Raw genomic sequence first — 17,932 nt, 5'->3', positions numbered from 1 at the left:
TTTGCCCCACCGTGGCCACTTACTCGCTTGTTATCCGCCGCTTGATGATCTGCTCGCTGACAATCGTCGTCAGCCGCGCCATCACCAGTCCGTTGCTCACGCTGTTCCTCAGCAACAAACTCGGGCTCAACCAGCAGGACGTCGGCCTGCTGCTGGGCATCGCCGTGTTCATCGCCACACTATTGGCGCTGTATGGCGGCTACATCATCGATCGCCTGGAAAAGCGCCGATTGCTGATCCTCGCCATGCTCTCCAGCGCCATCGGCTTCGTGCTGCTGACGTTCGCCGACAACCTCTACCTGACCACCGCGACTCTTGTGATCACCGAAACGGCCTCAGCGTTATTCCTGATCGGCTCGAAGGCGATCCTCAGCGAAAACCTGCCCATGGGCCAACGCGCCAAGGCGTTTTCCTTGCGTTACACCTTGACCAACATCGGCTACGCCACTGGCCCGATGCTCGGCGTGGTGATCGCCGGGGTCTATCCGATTGCGCCGTTCCTGATCGCTGGCGGCATCGCGTTTTTCAGCATTTTCCTGATGAGCGGAATTCCCAAAGATCCGGCGCAGAAGCCCGCAATCGGCCAGCCGCAAAGTTTTCTGAAAACCCTGACCACCCTGAAAAACGACCGCACGCTGATCATGTTCACCCTCGGTTGCTTGTTCAGCACCGTGGTCCACGGCCGTTTCACCCTGTACCTGTCGCAATACCTGCTGGTGACCCAGGATTCTAAGCGCGCCCTGCAAACCATGGCCGCCCTGCTCGCCTGCAATGCGCTCAGCGTGATTTTGCTGCAGTACCAGATCGGGCGTTTTCTCAAACGCGAGCAATTGCGCTATTGGATTGCCGGTGGCACCAGCCTGTTTGTGCTCGGGCTGATCGGCTTCAGCATCGCCGACAGTCTGGTGAGCTGGTGCGTGGCGATGTTCATCTTTACTCTCGGCGAGATGATCATTTACCCGGCGGAATTCCTCTTCGTCGACACTCTGGCCCCGGAAGAATTGCGCGGCAGTTATTACGGCGCGCAAAACCTCGCAGCGCTGGGCGGCGCGTTGAGCCCGGTGATTTGCGGCTTTTTGTTGATGCACACACCGGCGCCGACCATGTTCTACGCGCTGTGTGGATTGACCGCGATTGGCGGATCGCTGTGTTTCCTCGCTGGACGACGCGTGGCTTCACTGCAATAGAACTGCACTGAAGCTGCATTAATATGAATTTGTCAGCAGCTTGCAGGCGCGGCAAACTGTGCGCGTTCCTCCCCCAATAGCAGGGACACCTTCAAGGGCTTTCTGGGTTTCCCAGTTAAGCCTTTTTTTTGCCTGACTTTTTTGCCACGGAACATTCGTCATCATGCTTGCTCGCTGGTTACCTGCCGCCATCAATACCCGTCCCTCCGAATGGAGCCGCGCTGCCATTGGCATGTCACTCGGCACGTTGTTCAGCGTCTGGCTGTGCAGCCAGGTGTTCGGCATTCAGGTTGCGCAGCATTTGGTCGGCCCGTTGGGTGCGTCGGCGGTTTTGTTATTCGCGGTGTCTTCCGGTGCCCTCGCCCAGCCGTGGTCGATTCTTGGCGGTTATTTCAGCGCCGGCGTAGTCTCGCTGCTGGTCGCGCATGTGCTCGGGCGCACGTTGGGCAGCGCGTGTCTGGCGGCGGGAATGGCGGTGGTGTTGATGTGCTGGCTGCGTTGCCTGCACCCGCCGGCCGGCGCCTTGGCGCTGCTGTTGGTGCTGGCCGACCCGGCGACTATCGCGCTGGACTGGAAAGCCCTCGCGCCGGTGATGCTCAGTGCGGCGGCGATGCTGCTGAGTGCGTTGGCGTACAACAACCTGACGCGGATTCGTTATCCAAAACGCCCGGCGGAACCTGCGCCGATCATGCCTTCAGTCGATAGCCAGGCGATCACCGCCGAGGATCTGAAAATGGCCCTGGCGGACATGGAAGCCTTCATCGACGTCACCCCCGAAGACCTCGAACAACTGATCCACGCCAGCGAACTGCACGCCAAACGCCGCAGCATCAGCGAAGTGCTCAGCAGCAGACCCTGACACCCCGCAGTTCTCCACTAAACCCCCGCCTCCTGTGGGAGCCGAGCTTGCTCGCGATAGCGTCCTTTCAGACAGCATCGATGTGCCTGACAGATTGCTATCGCGAGCAAGCTCGGCTCCCACAGGGTTTTCCGTGTCCGTACCAAAAGTGTTCAGGGGCGCTCCTTGGATTTTGCGCTAAGGTAAAAATGCAGAAAGAACCTGCACGTATCCCGGTTGTACATCGCAAAATTGCACTGTTACGATCCGGCATCGCTCGCGCGCGAGCGCGGATATAAAAGAACAATAAAAGCAGGGAGTTATCGATGACTGCTCAGGTTTCATCTAAGGAGATCAACGCCATGGATGCCACGCAAAACGCCGTTCTGGCCGAGGTTCGCAATCATATCGGTCACCTGACCCTGAATCGCCCCGCCGGCCTCAATGCCATCACCCTCGAAATGGTCCGACGCCTGCAACGCCAGCTCGACGCCTGGGCCGAAGATCCGCAGGTCAACGCCGTGGTGTTACGCGGTGCCGGCGAGAAGGCCTTCTGTGCCGGCGGCGACATTCGTTCGCTGTACGACAGCTACAAAAACGGCGACACGCTGCACGAAGATTTCTTCGTCGAGGAGTACGCCCTCGACCTCACACTCCACCATTACCGCAAACCGGTCCTCGCGTTGATGGACGGTTTTGTCCTCGGCGGCGGCATGGGTTTGGTGCAAGGCGCCGACCTGCGCGTGGTCACCGAGCGCAGCCGTCTGGCGATGCCGGAAGTGGCCATCGGTTATTTCCCCGACGTCGGCGGCAGTTACTTCCTGTCGCGCATTCCTGGCGAAATCGGCATCTACCTCGGCGTCAGCGGCGTGCAGATTCGCGCGGCGGATGCGCTGTATTGCGGCTTGGCCGACTGGTATCTGGAAAGTGCCCGACTGGGTCAGCTCGATGAGCTACTCGATCATCTGGAATGGCACGAAACGCCACTCAAGGACCTGCAAGGCGCGCTGGCGAAAATCGCCGCGCAGCAATTGCCTGACGCGCCGCTGATCGCGCTGCGCCCGGCCATCGACCACTTCTTCGCCCTGCCGGATGTCGCGAGTATGGTTGAGCAAATGCGCGAAGTGACGGTCGCCGACAGCCACGAATGGGCCAGGTCCACCGCCGATCTGCTGGAAAGCCGTTCGCCGCTGGCCATGGGCGTGACCCTGGAAATGCTCCGGCGCGGACGCAAGTTGAGCCTGGAACAATGCTTCGCCCTTGAGCTGCACCTGGACCGTCAATGGTTCGACCGTGGCGACCTGATCGAAGGCGTGCGCGCCTTGCTGATCGACAAAGACAAACAACCGCGCTGGAACCCGCCGACCTTGCAGGCACTGCACGCCGAGCACGTCGAGAGTTTCTTCAGTGGTTTTGCGCAGAGCGGGAACTGAGTCATGCACGATATCGAATTAAGCGAAGAGCAAGTGATGATCCGCGACATGGCCCGGGACTTTGCCCGTGGCGAAATCGCGCCCCACGCGCAAGCCTGGGAAAAGGCTGGCTGGATCGACGACGGCCTGGTGGCGAAAATGGGCGAGTTGGGCCTGCTGGGCATGGTGGTGCCGGAAGAATGGGGCGGCACTTATGTCGATTACGTTGCCTATGCCTTGGCCGTGGAAGAGATTTCTGCCGGCGATGGCGCCACGGGCGCGTTGATGAGCATTCACAACTCGGTGGGTTGCGGCCCGGTGCTCAATTACGGCACTGAAGAACAGAAAAAAACCTGGTTGCCGGACCTCGCCAGTGGTCAGGCGATTGGCTGTTTTTGCCTGACTGAACCGCAAGCCGGCTCCGAAGCGCACAACCTGCGCACCCGCGCCGAACTGCGCGACGGCCAGTGGGTGATCAACGGCGCCAAGCAATTTGTCAGCAACGGCAAACGCGCAAAACTGGCGATTGTGTTCGCGGTGACTGACCCGGATCTGGGCAAACGCGGAATCTCGGCGTTTCTGGTGCCGACCGACACTCCAGGTTTTATCGTCGACCGCACCGAACACAAAATGGGCATCCGCGCCTCCGACACGTGCGCGGTGACGCTGAGCAATTGCACGATTGCCGAAGCCAATCTGTTGGGTGAGCGCGGCAAAGGCCTGGCCATCGCCCTGTCCAACCTTGAAGGCGGGCGCATCGGCATCGCCGCGCAAGCACTGGGCATTGCGCGTGCGGCGTTTGAAGCGGCGCTGGCCTATTCGCGCGATCGAGTGCAGTTCGGCAAGACCATCAACGAACATCAAAGCATCGCCAACATGCTCGCCGACATGCACACGCGCCTGAACGCGGCGCGGTTGCTGATCCTCCACGCGGCGCGACTGCGTAGCGCCGGTAAACCGTGTTTGTCGGAGGCTTCGCAGGCAAAGTTGTTTGCCTCGGAAATCGCCGAAAAGGTCTGCTCGTCGGCGATCCAGATTCATGGCGGTTACGGTTATCTGGAGGATTACCCGGTGGAGCGTTATTACCGGGATGCGCGGATCACGCAGATTTACGAAGGGTCGAGCGAGATCCAGCGAATGGTGATTGCCCGCGAATTGAAAAACTATCTGGTCTGAATGATCGTTCCCACGCGGTGGGAACGATCAACAACATCTGGTGTGATGGCCTGAAAGCATCGCGAGCAAGCTCGCTCCCACAGGGATCTCCGGTGTTCACAGAGGTTGTGTTCACCAGAGATCAAATGTGGGAGCGAGCTTGCTCGCGATGGCGTCCGCTCAGAAGCTACCTCACTTGCCTTGGAACTCTGCCTCGCGCTTAGCGATAAACGCCGCCATCCCTTCCTTCTGATCCTGCGTCGCGAATGCCGCGTGGAACACTCGGCGCTCGAAACGCACGCCTTCCGACAGGCTCACTTCAAACGCGCGATTCACACTTTCCTTGACCATCATCGCGATCGGCAACGACTTCTTCGCGATCAACGTCGCGACTTTCAGCGCTTCATCGAGCAATTCATCCGCCGGCACGATCCGCGCGACGATTCCGCAACGCTCCGCTTCCACCGCATCGATCAACCGCCCGCTCAGGCACATTTCCATGGCTTTGGCCTTGCCCACCGCGCGGGTCAGGCGTTGGGTGCCGCCCATGCCCGGGAGCACGCCGAGGTTGATTTCCGGTTGGCCGAACTTGGCGTTGTCGCCAGCGAGGATAAAGTCGCACATCAGCGCCAGTTCACAGCCGCCGCCAAGGGCAAAACCGTTGACCGCTGCGATGATCGGTTTACGGCGGTTGGCCACCCGATCACTGTCGCTGAACAGGTCGTCGAGGTAGATCTGCGGATACGTCAGCTCAGCCATTTCCTTGATGTCGGCGCCGGCGGCGAAGGCTTTCTTCGAACCGGTGAGCACGATGCAGCCGATGTTCGAATCGGCTTCGAGCCCATCAAGAGCATGGTTCAGTTCGCTGACCAGTTGCGCGTTCAAGGCATTCAGCGCTTGCGGCCGGTTGAGCGTGATCAGACCGACACGGCCCTGGGTTTCCAGCAGAATCGTTTCGTAAGACATACAGAATTCCTTATTAAAGATTGCGCGAAATAACCATGCGTTGAATATCGCTGGTGCCTTCGTAGATCTGGCACACGCGCACGTCGCGGTAGATTCGTTCCAGCGGGAAGTCGTTGAGGTAACCGTATCCGCCGAGGGTTTGCAACGCGCTGGAGCAGACTTTTTCGGCCATTTCCGAGGCGAACAGCTTGGCCATCGAGGCTTCGACCAGCGCCGGTTTGCCGCTGTCGCGCAGTGCCGCCGCGTAATGCACCATCTGCCGGGCGACGGCGATTTGCGTCGCCATGTCGGCCAAACGGAAGGCTACCGCCTGATGTTCGATGATCGGCTTGCCGAAACTTTCGCGCTCGCGGGCGTAATCGCGCGCGGCTTCGAACGCGGCGCGGGCCATGCCCACCGATTGCGCGGCGATGCCGACGCGTCCGCCTTCAAGGTTGGCCAAGGCGATGCGGTAACCTTCGCCCTCCTCGCCCAAGCGGTTGGCGACCGGCACTTTGACGTCTTCAAACAGAATCTGGCAGGTGTCCGAGGCGTGTTGGCCGAGTTTGTCTTCGACCCGCGCGACTTTGTAGCCCGGTGAATCGGTCGGCACGATCAGCGCGGTGATCCCGCGTTTGCCCGCGCCCGGATCGGTGACGGCGAAGACGATGACCACCCCGGCGTTTTGCCCAGACGTGATGAACTGTTTGCAGCCGTTCAATACGTAATGGTCGCCTTCGAGACGCGCGCGGGTTTTCAGGCCACTGGCGTCGGAACCGGCCTGCGGTTCGGTCAACGCAAACGCGCCGAGCATCGCGCCGCTGGCGAGTGGTGTGAGCAAGCGTTGTTTCTGCTCGTCGGTGCCGTACTTGAGAATCGGCACGCAACCTACCGAGTTGTGCACGCTCATGATCGTCGAGCAGGCGCCGTCGCCCGCGGCGATTTCTTCCAGGGCCATGGCGTATGCCAGATAACCGGTGTCGCAACCGCCCCACTGTTCCGGCACCAGCATGCCGAAGAAGCCCAGCTCGGCCATTTCGCCGATGGCCTCTTTCGGAAAGCGATGCTCGCGGTCCCATTCAGCGGCAAACGGCTTCAGCCGCTCCTGGGCAAACTGCCGGGCGGCTTCGCTGATTTGTGATTGTTCGTCATTGGGAATCATGCTGAATCCTTAAAAAATGAGCTGAATGCACCCTGCTCTTGTAGGAGCATGGCTTGCCCGCGATGGCGTCCTCGAGAGGGTCATCGCGGGCAAGCCTTGCTCCTACGAGGTGGCAGCGTCAATACAAGCATTCCACGGCCATGGCTGTTGCTTCGCCGCCGCCGATGCAGATTGCTGCAACGCCGCGTTTCAGGCCTTTCTGGCGCAGCGCCGAGAGCAATGTCACCAGAATCCGCGCGCCCGACGCGCCAATCGGATGCCCCAGCGCGCAGGCGCCGCCGTGCACGTTGACCTTCTCATGGGGGATTTCCAGTTTGCTCATGGTCACCAGACTGACCACGGCGAACGCTTCGTTCACCTCAAACAACTCGACCTCATCCAGCGACCAGCCGGTTTTTGTCATCAATTTCTTGATCGCACCGACCGGCGCCACCGGGAACAGCCCCGGCGTATCGGCAAACGCCGCGTGGCCGTGAATCACCGCCAATGGCTTGAGGCCGCGCTGTTGGGCCTCGGAACGGCGCATCAGCACCAGCGCCGCGGCACCGTCGGAGATCGAGCTGGAGTTGGCCGCTGTCACCGTGCCGCCGTCGCGGAACGCCGGTTTCAGCGCGGCGATTTTGTCGAGTTTGGCTTTCGGCGGTTGTTCGTCATTGCTGATCAGCACCTGTTCCTTGCCGACCATCACGCTCAGCGGGACGATTTCGTCCTTGAAGCTGCCGTCCTTGATCGCCTGCTGCGCGCGGGTGGTCGAGGCGATCGCAAAAGCGTCCTGCGCTTCGCGGCTGAAACCGTTGGTTTCGGCGCAATCCTCAGCAAAAGTGCCCATCAGCCGGCCCTTGTCGTAGGCGTCTTCGAGGCCGTCGAGAAACATGTGATCAAGCACCCGGCCGTGGCCCATGCGATAACCGCTGCGGGCGCGGTCGAGCAGATAGGGCGAGTTCGACATGCTTTCCATGCCGCCCGCGACGACTACGTCGGCGCTGCCGGCGACCAGCATGTCGTGGGCCAAAATCGTCGCTTCCATGCCCGAACCGCACATCTTGTTCAGCGTGGTGCAACGGGTCGATTTATCCAGCCCGGCGCCGAGTGCCGCTTGCCGCGCGGGCGCCTGGCCGAGGCCGGCGGATAGCACGCAGCCGAACAGCACTTCTTCAACCGCGTCCGGCGCGATGCCGGCACGCTCGACCGCCGCTTTGATCGCTGCGGCGCCGAGTTGCGGCGCGGTGAGGCTTTTCAGTTCGCCCTGGAAACCGCCCATCGGAGTGCGGACGGCGCTGACGATAACAATCGGATCGTTGGCAATAGTCATGACAGATTTCTCCTTACTTGGCGGCCATGCGCAAGGCGCCGTCGAGACGGATCACCTCGCCGTTGAGCATGCTGTTTTCGATGATATGCCGCACCAGCGCCGCGTATTCGGCGGGTTTGCCCAGACGCGGCGGGAACGGCACACCGGCGGCCAGCGAAGCACGGACTTCCTCGGTCATGCCGGCCATCATCGGCGTTTCGAAAATGCCCGGCGCGATGGTCATCACGCGGATGCCGAAACGCGCCAGTTCACGGGCGGCGGGCAAGGTCAGGCTGACAATCGCGCCTTTCGACGCGGCGTAAGCAGCCTGACCGATCTGCCCGTCATAGGCGGCCACCGAGGCGGTGTTGATGATCACGCCGCGCTCACCGTCGGCGTTCGCGTCGGTTTCGGCAATCGCCGCTGCGGCCAGGCGCAGCATGTTGAAACTGCCGATCAGGTTGACGTTGATCACTTGGCTGAAACTCGCCAACGCATGCGGGCCGGTCTTGCCGAGGATTTTCTCGCCGCGCACGATGCCGGCGCAATTCACCAGACCGTGCAGGCCACCGAAGGCTTGCACCGTGGCGGCGACCGCAGTTTCAGCGGCGGCTTCGTTGCTGATGTCCGCGACCACGCTTTGCGCGCCATGACCAAGGCGTTGTGCCTGCGCCGCAACAGCCTCGGCGTTCATGTCCACCAACATCACTTTGGCGCCCGCCGCGATGAGCATTTCAGCGGTGGCGGCACCGAGGCCGGAGGCGCCGCCGGTGACGAGAAAAACCTTGTTTTCGATCTGCATCTTATTTTCCTTCGATTCAAGCAGAAGCTTTGTGAGCCGTGGCCTCTTGAGCCTTGGCGATTTCCTGGTTGCGCAAGATAAAGCGCTGCAATTTGCCGCTTGGGGTTTTCGGCAAATCGCTGACAAATTCGATTTCACGCGGGTACGAGTGCGCGGCCAGACGTTTGCGCACGTGTTGTTTGAGTTCTTCGGCAAGTTCCGGCGTGGCGCGGTACTGCGCGCCAATCACGACGAAGGCTTTGACCAGTTCGGTGCGCTCGGCGTCGGGTTTGCCGACCACCGCCGCTTCGATCACTGCCGGGTGTTCGATCAATGCGCTTTCGACGTCGAACGGGCCGACGCGATAGCCGGACGTGGTGATCACGTCATCGCTGCGGCCGACGAAACTGATGCTGCCGTCCGGGTTCCACTCGACAGTGTCGCCGCTCAGGTAATAGTTGCCGACGAAGGCTTTGGTCGGCGCGCCTTCGTAGCCGCCGAACCAGCACATCGGCGACTGCGTGCGGTCGATGGCGAGGATGCCCGGCTGGCCGACGCCGAGTTCCTGATGGTCGTCATCGAGCACGACGATGCGGTGCCCCGGCGAGGCGAAACCGGCGGCGCCGAGGTGGATCGGGTGTTCGAGGCCATGGTGGTTGCACAGGACCATGCCCAGTTCGGTCTGGCCGTAATGGTCGTGAATGACCACGCCGAGGTTGTCGGCGAACCAGCGAATCACTTCCGGGTTCAGCGGCTCGCCGGCGCTGCTGACGATGCGCAGCTTGCCGTTGATCGAGCGGGCGAATTCGTCGCCGCCAGCGATCAGCAAACGGTAAGCGGTCGGCGAACCGGTGAGGTTGGTGATGCCATATTTGTTGATCACCCGGCAGGTGCTTTCGAGGGTGAACGGGCCATCGTAGAACGTGATCGGATGCCCCAGCGCCAGCGGCCCGGTGACGCCGAAATAAATGCCGTAGGCCCAGCCCGGATCGGCAACGTTCCAGAATGCATCTTCGGGGCGCAAATCCACAGCATCGCGGGTGTAGTTCTGGAAAGCGACGATGGCTTTGAGCGGCACCGACAGCGCTTTTGCCGGGCCGGTGGTGCCCGAGGTGAACATCAGCAGGAATGGGTCTTCGCCGCTGAGCATGACGGGTTCGCACGCGGCGGGATAATTCGCCAGTTCGGCCCAGAAGCTGTAATCGCCACGCACGATGCCTTGTCCCTTGGGACCGCCAACGGTGACGAGGGTCGGGCAATCGGCGACGTCGGCGAGTTTCGGCCGATTGACTGCGTCGGTGACCACCACTTTGGCGCCGGAGGTGTTCAAGCGATGTTCGATGGCCTTCGGGCCGAACGCGGTGAACAGCGGCTGATACACCGCGCCGATGCGCCAGGTGGCGAACACGGTGATCAATAATTCGATATTGCGCGGCAGCAGACCGGCGACTTTGTCACCCTTGCGCACACCTTGGGCAAGAAGGAAATTGGCGAAACGCGCGGCTTTGTCCTGCAAATCGCTGAAGGTGTACGTCGCGCTGGCGCCGTCACGACCCTCCCAGAACAACGCGATGCGCCCCGGCAACGCGTGGCGGTCGCAACACTCGACGCAGGCGTTGAGCGCGCTCAGATCGCCCGCGAGCGCGGCGCCAACGGTGTGCTGGTAATCGAACTTTGAAACGGCAGACAAGTAATCGCTCATCGCCAGAATCCCTCTGTATTTTTATTAGGTTGGGGGAACCGTAATCAACAGAGGGATACTCGCGCTGCGCGGGGTGTGGGGCAATGGTCAAAGCTATCAAGTTGCTTGACTGGTTTGGCCAAGGTTCGGAGCGCGCGGCGGTTGTGATGGCCTCATCGCGAGCAAGCTCGCTCCCACAGTGGACTGCTGCGCAACCCATGATTTGAATACAACCACAGAACCCTGTGGGGGCGAGCTTGCTCGCGATGAGGCCTGCCGGCTCATCACAAAACCCCGGATGGCCTAACTCGCGTCGTTGAGAATCAAGCTGCGGTAATGCCCCGGATTAGTCCCCGACCATTTGCGAAACGCTTTGTAAAACGAGCTCGCATCGGCGAATCCCAACCGTGCGGCGATCTCGACGAAGCTGATCGACGGCTCGGCCAGCCAGACTATCGCCAACTCCTTGCGCACGCTGTCCTTCAAACCCTGCCAGGTCTGCCCTTCCTCGGCCAAACGCCGGCGCAGGGTCGAGGCCGACATGCACAATTGCTGCGCCAACGCTTCGGTTTCCGGCCACTGCTCGGCAGGCAACTGCCGCAGATCGTGTTTGATGCGGCTGGCGAGGCTTTCCGGATCGCGATACTTGACCAAGATATTCGCCGGCGCCTGGGCGAGGAAACGCTTGAGTTCTTCAGCGCTGCGCTTGATTGGCACATCCAGGCAATCGGCGGCGAAAATCATCCGCGTGCGTGGCCGGTCGAAGCGCAGGTTCTCGGAAAACATCACCTGATAGTCATCGCAAAAGTCCGGCGCCGGGCAGCGCAGTTCGATGGCCAGAATCGGAATCCGCCGCCCTGCCAGCCAACATGCGACGCCGTGGACAATCATCCAATAGGTGAAATACGTGAAGGCGCGGCGCGGGTCCTGGTCGTCTTCGAACAAGACGATTTCCGCCAGGCTTTGCTGGCGCACCAGTTGCGCGGGCAGGTGTTCGAGCATCAACGAGAGGAAACTCAGGCCGGTGGTCAGGCCCGCCGCCAAACTCGGCTGGACCATGGCGCTGCGGCACAGAAACTCGAGGCTGCCGGATTTCAGTTTGCGCGGGTCCATGCCAAAGAACTCATCGTCGCCGCGCCGCGCCAGCAAGCGCCACAAACGCGCATAGGCGGTGGCCGGCACCCGGCCCTGCGCGCTGGCCATCAACGCCGGATCGATGCCGACCTTGAGCAACACTTCCTCAGTCGCCGCCCCCGGCGCGCAACTTTGCAACAGCGCTTCACGCACCAGTTGAATGGCGATGGTGTCTTTTTCCGACATTGCGCGGGGTGAGCCTTGTTGTGCGAATGGTCGGCATATTAGCTCAATCCACTGCTCGCGATCGCGCAGTGTCAGTCAGCGTTGTTTTTGCCTGTCATGCCGTCATCGCGAGCAGGCTCACGCCTACAGGGTCGGGCCGATCCCTTGGCTCGTTCAGCTTAGGTTCAGCCAAAGTCAATGAATCTCATGTGAGAATGAGTGTCATTATGTTACAACTTAGCTACCTAACTATCTCCTGAACGGTGCTGAATGCTTGTCCCTTTTCTGATCATGTTGCGCGAAGGTATTGAAGCGGCGTTGATCGTCGGCATTATCGCCAGTTACCTCAAGCAGACCGGGCGCGGGCAATGGATGCCGGCCGTATGGATTGGCGTATTCCTCGCCGCTGCGCTGGCGCTGCTGGTCGGTGGTGGCCTGGAACTGATGAGCGCCGAGTTCCCGCAAAAACAACAGGAGCTGTTCGAAGGCATCGTCGGGCTGGTGGCCGTGGGCATTCTCAGCTCGATGGTGTTCTGGATGCGCAAAGTCGCGCGGTCGATCAAGCATTCGCTGCACGTGTCCCTCGACCACGCCTTGGCCGGTTCCAGACACCAGGTCACGGCGCTGATCGCCATGGTGTTTTTCGCCGTCGCTCGCGAAGGCCTGGAAACGGTGTTTTTCCTGCTCGCGGTTTTCCAGCAGAGCGTAGGCGCAGCGGCACCGATGGGCGCCCTGCTCGGGCTGATCCTGGCGATCATCGTCGGTTTCCTCATCTACACCGGCAGCATGCGCCTGAACCTCAGCGCGTTTTTCCGCTGGACCGGCCTGTTCATCCTCGTGGTCGCCGCCGGCATTCTCGCCAACTCGGTGCAAGCGCTGCATGAAGCCGGGGTGTGGAATCACCTGCAGACCGTGCTCTTCGACTTCAGCACGACGCTGCCGATGGACGGCCCGGTCGGCGCGGTGCTCGCCGGCATGTTCGGCTATCAGGACGCGCCGACCGTCAGCACCCTCGGCGCGTACCTGATTTACCTGGTGGTGGCGCTGGTGATGTTCTTCCTCCCGGCCGCCGCGCCCGCCAAACCATCACCTTCCGTTTCCAGTCAGTAAGGGCTTTCATGTCAACGCCTACTCCTCCCGTGGCTTCGCCTCCCCGCGCACTGCGCTGGGCGGTGGCCGGTTCGGTGATCGTGATGATCGCCGCCGGTGGCCTGTTCTACTACGCCTCGAAAATCGCTGCGGCCAAACGCCAGACCAACCATGACGAAGTGGTGGTGAACATTCATCCCCACAACTGTGAGCCGAACGCGCTGACGGTCCCGGCCGGGCGCGCGAGTTTTCGCATCGTCAATCGCTCGGATCGCGCCGTTGAATGGGAAATTCTCGACGGCGTGCTGGTAGTCGAAGAACGCGAGAACATTGCGCCCGGCCTCAGCCAGGTGATCAACGCCAATCTTGTCCCCGGCGATTACGCGATTACTTGCGGTTTGCTCAGCAACCCGCGCGGCACCCTGCACGTTACGCCGACCGCCGCGTCTGATGCCGCTGCCAAGGCACGTCCGTCGATGGTCGCGTTTATCGGCCCGTTGTCGGAATTTCGCGTGTACCTGAGCAGCCAAAGCAGCGCGCTGATCAAAGCCGTGACCGCGCTGGAACAGGCGATTGCTGCGGGCGATCTGAGCCAGGCACAAGCGCTGTACCTGCCGGCCCGCGCGGCGTATCAACGGATCGCCCCGGCCGCGCAGCGCCTGGCGGAACTGGATAACGCGATCAACGCGCGCGCCGATTACTTTGAGAAACGCGAGCAGGATCCGGGGTTTGTCGGCTTCCATCGCCTCGAATACGCGCTGTTCCAGCAACGCAGCCTCGACGGCCTGACGCCGGTGGCGCAGCGGCTGACCAGCGACGTCACCACGCTCAAACAGCAACTGCTCGCGCAATCGCTGCCGCCGGAGCAACTGGTGAGCATCGTCGCGCGCAATCTCAAGAGCATTGCCGAAGTGCGCGCCGCCAGCGGCGAAGAAGAACGCTACAGCCACAGCGACCTCAATGGCTTTGCCGGCAACCTCGACGCGGCGCACAAAGTCGTCGATCTGTTGCGGCCCTTGCTGAGCAAATCCGCCGCCGACTTGCTGCCGAAAATCGACAGCGCGCTCGCCGCATTCGACGCCGAACTCAGCGGCCTCAAGACCAACGACGGCTACGCCGGTTATGCCACGGTCAGCGCCGAACAGCGCCAACACATCGCCGACAAAGCCAAGGCTCTGGCCGACGTACTCGACGGCATCGATCCAGCCCTGGGCCTGTCCGGCCTGTAAGCAGAAGACAAATTATTTGATGAAAGACACAGAGCAGTTTTCCGCGCAACGTCGCCGCGTATTGATGGGCATGGGCGCCGCCGGAGTGGCCTTGGCCGGTTCCGCTTTGAGCTGCCCGGCAATGGCCGCCAGCCCGGCGCAAGTCACCGAGGCGCCGAAAAGCGACAAGACCGAAGACCGCCACGCGTTCCACGGCAAGCACCAGACCGGCATCGTCACGCCGCGCCCGGCGTCGGGCATGCTGGTGTCGTTCGATGTGTTGGCCAGCGACCGCGAAGACCTCGAACGGTTGTTCCGTACGCTCAACGAACGCATCGCGTTTTTGATGACCGGCGGTGCGGTGGAACAGGTCGATCCGAAGTTGCCGCCAGTGGACTCGGGCATCCTCGGGCCGGTGGTGACGCCGGATAATCTGACCATCACCGTATCGGTCGGAGAGTCGCTGTTCGACGAGCGTTTTGGCTTGGCGAGCGCCAAACCGAAACGCCTGAGCCGCATGGTCGGTTTCCCCAACGATGCGCTGGACGCCGATTGCTGCCACGGCGACTTGAGCCTGCAGTTCTGCGCGAACACCACCGACACCAACATCCACGCCTTGCGCGACATCGTCAAAAACCTCCCGGACCTGCTGCTGGTGCGCTGGAAGCAGGAAGGTAGCGTGCCGCCGCAGGCACCGAGCAAACCTGGATTGCCGGCGCAAAGTGCGCGCAATTTCCTCGGTTTTCGCGATGGCTCGGCCAACCCCGATTCCAACGACGCGAAAGCCATGGACGCGCTGGTCTGGGTGCAGCCCGGCAGCGACGAACCGGCGTGGGCGGCGAATGGCAGCTATCAAGCGGTGCGGATCATCCGCAATTTTGTCGAGCGCTGGGATCGCACGCCTTTGCAGGAACAGGAAAGCATTCTCGGCCGCATAAAGAGCAGCGGCGCACCGATGGGCGGCGCGCATGAAACCCAGGTCCCGGATTACGCCAAAGACCCCGAAGGCAAGCTGACCAAGCTCGACGCGCACATTCGCCTGGCCAACCCGCGCACCGCCGCAACCCAGGCCAATTTGATCCTGCGCCGGCCGTTCAACTACTCCAACGGCGTGAACAAGAACGGCCAGCTCGACATGGGCCTGCTGTTCATCTGCTATCAGGCGGATCTGGAAAAAGGCTTCATCACCGTGCAAACCCGGCTCAACGGCGAGCCGCTGGAGGAATACCTGAAGCCGGTGGGCGGCGGGTATTTCTTCACGTTGCCAGGCGTCACCGGCGATCAGGACTTTATCGGGCGCTCGCTACTCGCCGCTGCACAACCTGCGACCACTACCTAAGAAAGCCCTGACAACGCCCAACCACTTCTCAACACGGAACCGTCCCATGAAAAAGTCGCCCCTCGCGTTACTGCTGACCCTTGGCTTGCTCAACACTCCGTTTTCAGCTTTCGCAGCACCGGCGCCGCTGGATCTGGTGGGGCCGGTTTCGGACTACAAGATCTACGTCATCGAGAAACTCGACGAGTTGGGCAGCCACACCCAACAGTTCACCGACGCGGTGAAAAGCGGCGATCTGGCTACCGCGCAGAAGCTCTATGCGCCGACTCGGGTGTTTTATGAATCGATCGAGCCAATTGCCGAGCTGTTCAGTGACCTCGACGCGTCTATCGACTCGCGCGTCGACGACCACGAAAAAGGCGTGACCGCCGAGGATTTCACCGGTTTCCACCGCCTCGAATATTCGTTGTTCTCGGAGAAAAGCACCAAAGGCCTCGACGCCCTGGCTGACGGTTTGAACAAAGACGTGAAGGACTTGCAGGCGCGCGTCGCCGGCCTGACCTTCCCGCCCGAGAAAGTCGTCGGCGGCGCCGCTGCGCTGCTCGAAGAAGTCGCCGCCACCAAGATCTCCGGCGAAGAAGACCGCTACAGCCACACCGACCTTTATGACTTCCAGGGCAACATCGACGGCGCGAAGAAAATCGTCGACCTGTTCCACCCGCAGATCGAGCAGCAGGACGCGGCGTTCATCGCCAAAGTCGACAAGAACTTTGCGACGGTGAACAAGATTCTGGCGAAATACAAAACCGCAGATGGCGGATTTGAAACCTACGACAAGGTCAAGGAAAACGACCGCAAAGCGCTGGTTGGCCCGGTGAATACCCTGGCTGAGGATTTGTCGACGTTGCGTGGGAAGTTGGGTTTGAATTGATCCCAGCGTTTAGACGTTCCCTTGTAGGAGCGAGCCTGCTCGCGATGGCGTCTTGTCAGTCAACTCGTATGTCGACTGTACGATGGCTATCGCGAGCAGGCTCACTCCTACGGGGACGGTGGTAGGCAGCTCAAATGTGGGAGCGAGCTTGCTCGCGATGCCTTTCCCTCATTCAGCACATCAACCCGACTGCGCCCCCCCCTCACAAAATCCGATACAACAACCGCTCAATCCTCACCCGGCTCACCCGCTTGAGAAACTTCGCCACGCCCGCCGGGTAGTCCGGCAGGGTTTCCAGTTCCAGATAACGTTCAACCCGGCGCGTGTGCTCGAAAATCTCTGCCAGCTCTTTGCTGCGCGCTTCACGCAGTTGCTGTTTCGGATCATCGATCAGCAGCGCGTTTTCCAGGTCGAGGCGGAAAGCGCGCGGGTTGAGGTTGTTGCCGGTGAGCAAAGTGTAGCGATCATCGATCCACATACCCTTGAGGTGGTAGGTGTTGTCGCCATCGCGCCACAAATGCAGGTTCAACTGGCCGCTGTCGATGTTGCGCTGATGGCGCTTGGCGAAACGGCGCAGGCTGATTTCGTAAAGGTACGGCAGCGCGGCGATGACTTTGAACGGCTCGCTCGGCGGAATGTAGAAATCGTTAGCGGTCTTGTCACCGACGATGATGTCGATCTTCACCCCACGGGCCAGCGCGCGGTTGATCTCGCGGGTGACTTGCAGCGGCAGGTTGAAATACGGCGTGCAAATGGTCAGCTGAAACTTGGCGCTGGCGATCAGTTCGCAGATCACCCGGCTCAGCGGGTTGTTCTTGCCGACACCGAGTAGCGGGCTGACGGACAAACCGTCCTTCGCCGTGGTGCCCGAGGTGATGTCGTAACTCGCATGCTTGAGGCGGCTGCGCAAGTCGCCGATGTCGTTGCGCAAGCTGCGCGTGGTCGGCGGGTTTGGCAGATCGAGGCGATGCACCGCTTTGGAAGCGACGAGACCGTGCTGCACCAGGTGCTGCATGGAATCGGCGAGATCGCTGTTCTGCAGCAGGTGATAACGGTCGTAGCGGTATTTGTCGAATTTGTGCAGATAGACGTTGTTCAAGCTCGCGCCGCTGTAAATGACGCAATCGTCGATGACAAAACCCTTCAAGTGCAGCACGCCGAACAACTCGCGGGTCTGCACCGGCACGCCGTACACCGGCACTTCGCTGGCGTGGGTGCGGGTCATTTCCTGATACCACGCCGAGTTGCCCGGCTGCTTGCCAGCGCCGATCAAACCGCGCTGGGCGCGCAGCCAGTCAACCACCACCACCACGTCCAGTTGCGGACGCGCGAGTTTGGCGGCGTGCAAGGCATCGAGGACTTCCTGGCCGGCTTCGTCCTGTTGCAGATAGAGCGCGACGATGTAGATGCGCCGGGTCGCCTGGGCGATTTTTTCCAGCAGGCAACGACGGTATTCGGCGGCGCCGGAGAGAATCGTGACGGCATCGGCGGTCAGCGGAAAACTGCGCAGTTTAGGCAGTAGAGAGCGTTTGAAAAGCGACGGCATAGGGCTCGCAAAAGGTCGATTCCGAAGAACCCGAGAGCTTACACCATGGATTCGTTCGGGTCTGCCCACTGCGCGGAGCGTGGGAATGATCAAACGGTTTTTTTCCTGTAGGAGCAAGGCTTGCCCGC

15 protein-coding genes are annotated in these 17,932 nt (G+C 61.1%); 8 read left to right on the top strand and 7 right to left on the bottom strand.

Features of this window, described 5'->3' with window-relative positions; all coding sequences use genetic code 11:
* Positions 1 to 11: 11 nt before the first annotated feature.
* The 4 genes from FBY12_RS03750 (at position 12) to FBY12_RS03735 (ending at position 4,613) form a co-directional block, all read left to right on the top strand.
* Complete coding sequence (locus FBY12_RS03750) at positions 12 to 1,187, top strand: MFS transporter (protein ID WP_092281275.1); 1,176 nt, start codon at positions 12 to 14, stop codon at positions 1,185 to 1,187.
* 163 nt (positions 1,188 to 1,350) lie between these two features.
* Positions 1,351 to 2,046 carry an HPP family protein gene (locus FBY12_RS03745; RefSeq protein ID WP_145251308.1) on the top strand — a complete coding sequence of 232 codons (696 nt, stop codon included), beginning with the start codon at positions 1,351 to 1,353 and terminating at the stop codon, positions 2,044 to 2,046.
* Between the two features lie 305 nt (positions 2,047 to 2,351).
* On the top strand, positions 2,352 to 3,458 hold the full coding sequence (locus tag FBY12_RS03740) for an enoyl-CoA hydratase/isomerase family protein (RefSeq protein WP_145251306.1): 1,107 nt from the start codon (positions 2,352 to 2,354) through the stop codon (positions 3,456 to 3,458).
* A gap of 3 nt (positions 3,459 to 3,461) precedes the next feature.
* Positions 3,462 to 4,613, top strand: coding sequence for an acyl-CoA dehydrogenase family protein (locus tag FBY12_RS03735; RefSeq protein ID WP_121730740.1), 1,152 nt, complete (start codon positions 3,462 to 3,464; stop codon positions 4,611 to 4,613).
* A gap of 171 nt (positions 4,614 to 4,784) precedes the next feature.
* On the opposite strand, the gene FBY12_RS03730 is transcribed toward FBY12_RS03735, so the two are convergent.
* From FBY12_RS03730 to FBY12_RS03705, 6 genes are all read right to left on the bottom strand, one after another.
* Complete coding sequence (locus tag FBY12_RS03730) at positions 4,785 to 5,558, bottom strand: enoyl-CoA hydratase (RefSeq protein ID WP_145251304.1); 774 nt, start codon at positions 5,556 to 5,558, stop codon at positions 4,785 to 4,787.
* Positions 5,559 to 5,571: 13 nt separating this feature from the next.
* A complete protein-coding gene (locus FBY12_RS03725) occupies positions 5,572 to 6,699 on the bottom strand; it encodes an acyl-CoA dehydrogenase (RefSeq protein WP_092281284.1) in 1,128 nt (375 codons plus the stop codon).
* A gap of 118 nt (positions 6,700 to 6,817) precedes the next feature.
* Positions 6,818 to 8,011, bottom strand: coding sequence for an acetyl-CoA C-acyltransferase (locus FBY12_RS03720; protein ID WP_145251302.1), 1,194 nt, complete (start codon positions 8,009 to 8,011; stop codon positions 6,818 to 6,820).
* 13 nt (positions 8,012 to 8,024) lie between these two features.
* Positions 8,025 to 8,792, bottom strand: a complete 768-nt coding sequence (locus FBY12_RS03715; protein ID WP_121730737.1) for an SDR family NAD(P)-dependent oxidoreductase — start codon at positions 8,790 to 8,792, stop codon at positions 8,025 to 8,027.
* Positions 8,793 to 8,808: 16 nt separating this feature from the next.
* Positions 8,809 to 10,473, bottom strand: coding sequence for an AMP-binding protein (locus tag FBY12_RS03710; protein WP_145251300.1), 1,665 nt, complete (start codon positions 10,471 to 10,473; stop codon positions 8,809 to 8,811).
* 282 nt (positions 10,474 to 10,755) lie between these two features.
* Positions 10,756 to 11,772 carry an AraC family transcriptional regulator gene (locus FBY12_RS03705; protein WP_145251298.1) on the bottom strand — a complete coding sequence of 339 codons (1,017 nt, stop codon included), beginning with the start codon at positions 11,770 to 11,772 and terminating at the stop codon, positions 10,756 to 10,758.
* A 249-nt stretch (positions 11,773 to 12,021) separates the two neighbouring features.
* On the opposite strand from FBY12_RS03705, the gene efeU reads away from it, so the two are divergent.
* The 4 genes from efeU to efeO (FBY12_RS03685) are packed head-to-tail and all read left to right on the top strand — an operon-like array spanning position 12,022 to position 16,258.
* Entirely contained in the window at positions 12,022 to 12,861 is an 840-nt protein-coding gene (gene efeU, locus FBY12_RS03700; protein ID WP_145251296.1) for an iron uptake transporter permease EfeU, read from the top strand.
* Between the two features lie 8 nt (positions 12,862 to 12,869).
* A complete protein-coding gene (gene efeO, locus FBY12_RS03695) occupies positions 12,870 to 14,069 on the top strand; it encodes an iron uptake system protein EfeO (protein WP_145251294.1) in 1,200 nt (399 codons plus the stop codon).
* A 19-nt stretch (positions 14,070 to 14,088) separates the two neighbouring features.
* Positions 14,089 to 15,387, top strand: coding sequence for an iron uptake transporter deferrochelatase/peroxidase subunit (gene efeB / locus FBY12_RS03690; protein WP_145251292.1), 1,299 nt, complete (start codon positions 14,089 to 14,091; stop codon positions 15,385 to 15,387).
* Positions 15,388 to 15,433: 46 nt separating this feature from the next.
* Positions 15,434 to 16,258, top strand: a complete 825-nt coding sequence (efeO, locus tag FBY12_RS03685; RefSeq protein ID WP_145251290.1) for an iron uptake system protein EfeO — start codon at positions 15,434 to 15,436, stop codon at positions 16,256 to 16,258.
* A 202-nt stretch (positions 16,259 to 16,460) separates the two neighbouring features.
* Here efeO (FBY12_RS03685) and pssA read toward each other — a convergent pair whose 3' ends face one another.
* Complete coding sequence (gene pssA / locus FBY12_RS03675; protein ID WP_145251289.1) at positions 16,461 to 17,804, bottom strand: CDP-diacylglycerol--serine O-phosphatidyltransferase; 1,344 nt, start codon at positions 17,802 to 17,804, stop codon at positions 16,461 to 16,463.
* Positions 17,805 to 17,932 lie beyond the last annotated feature (128 nt).

It is taken from the genome of Pseudomonas sp. SJZ131 (assembly GCF_007828705.1).
In the GTDB taxonomy this organism is placed as follows: Bacteria; Pseudomonadota; Gammaproteobacteria; order Pseudomonadales; family Pseudomonadaceae; genus Aquipseudomonas; species Aquipseudomonas prosekii.
Note: the sequence above shows the minus strand (reverse complement) of the source record. Positions and strands in the feature narration are given on the sequence as shown.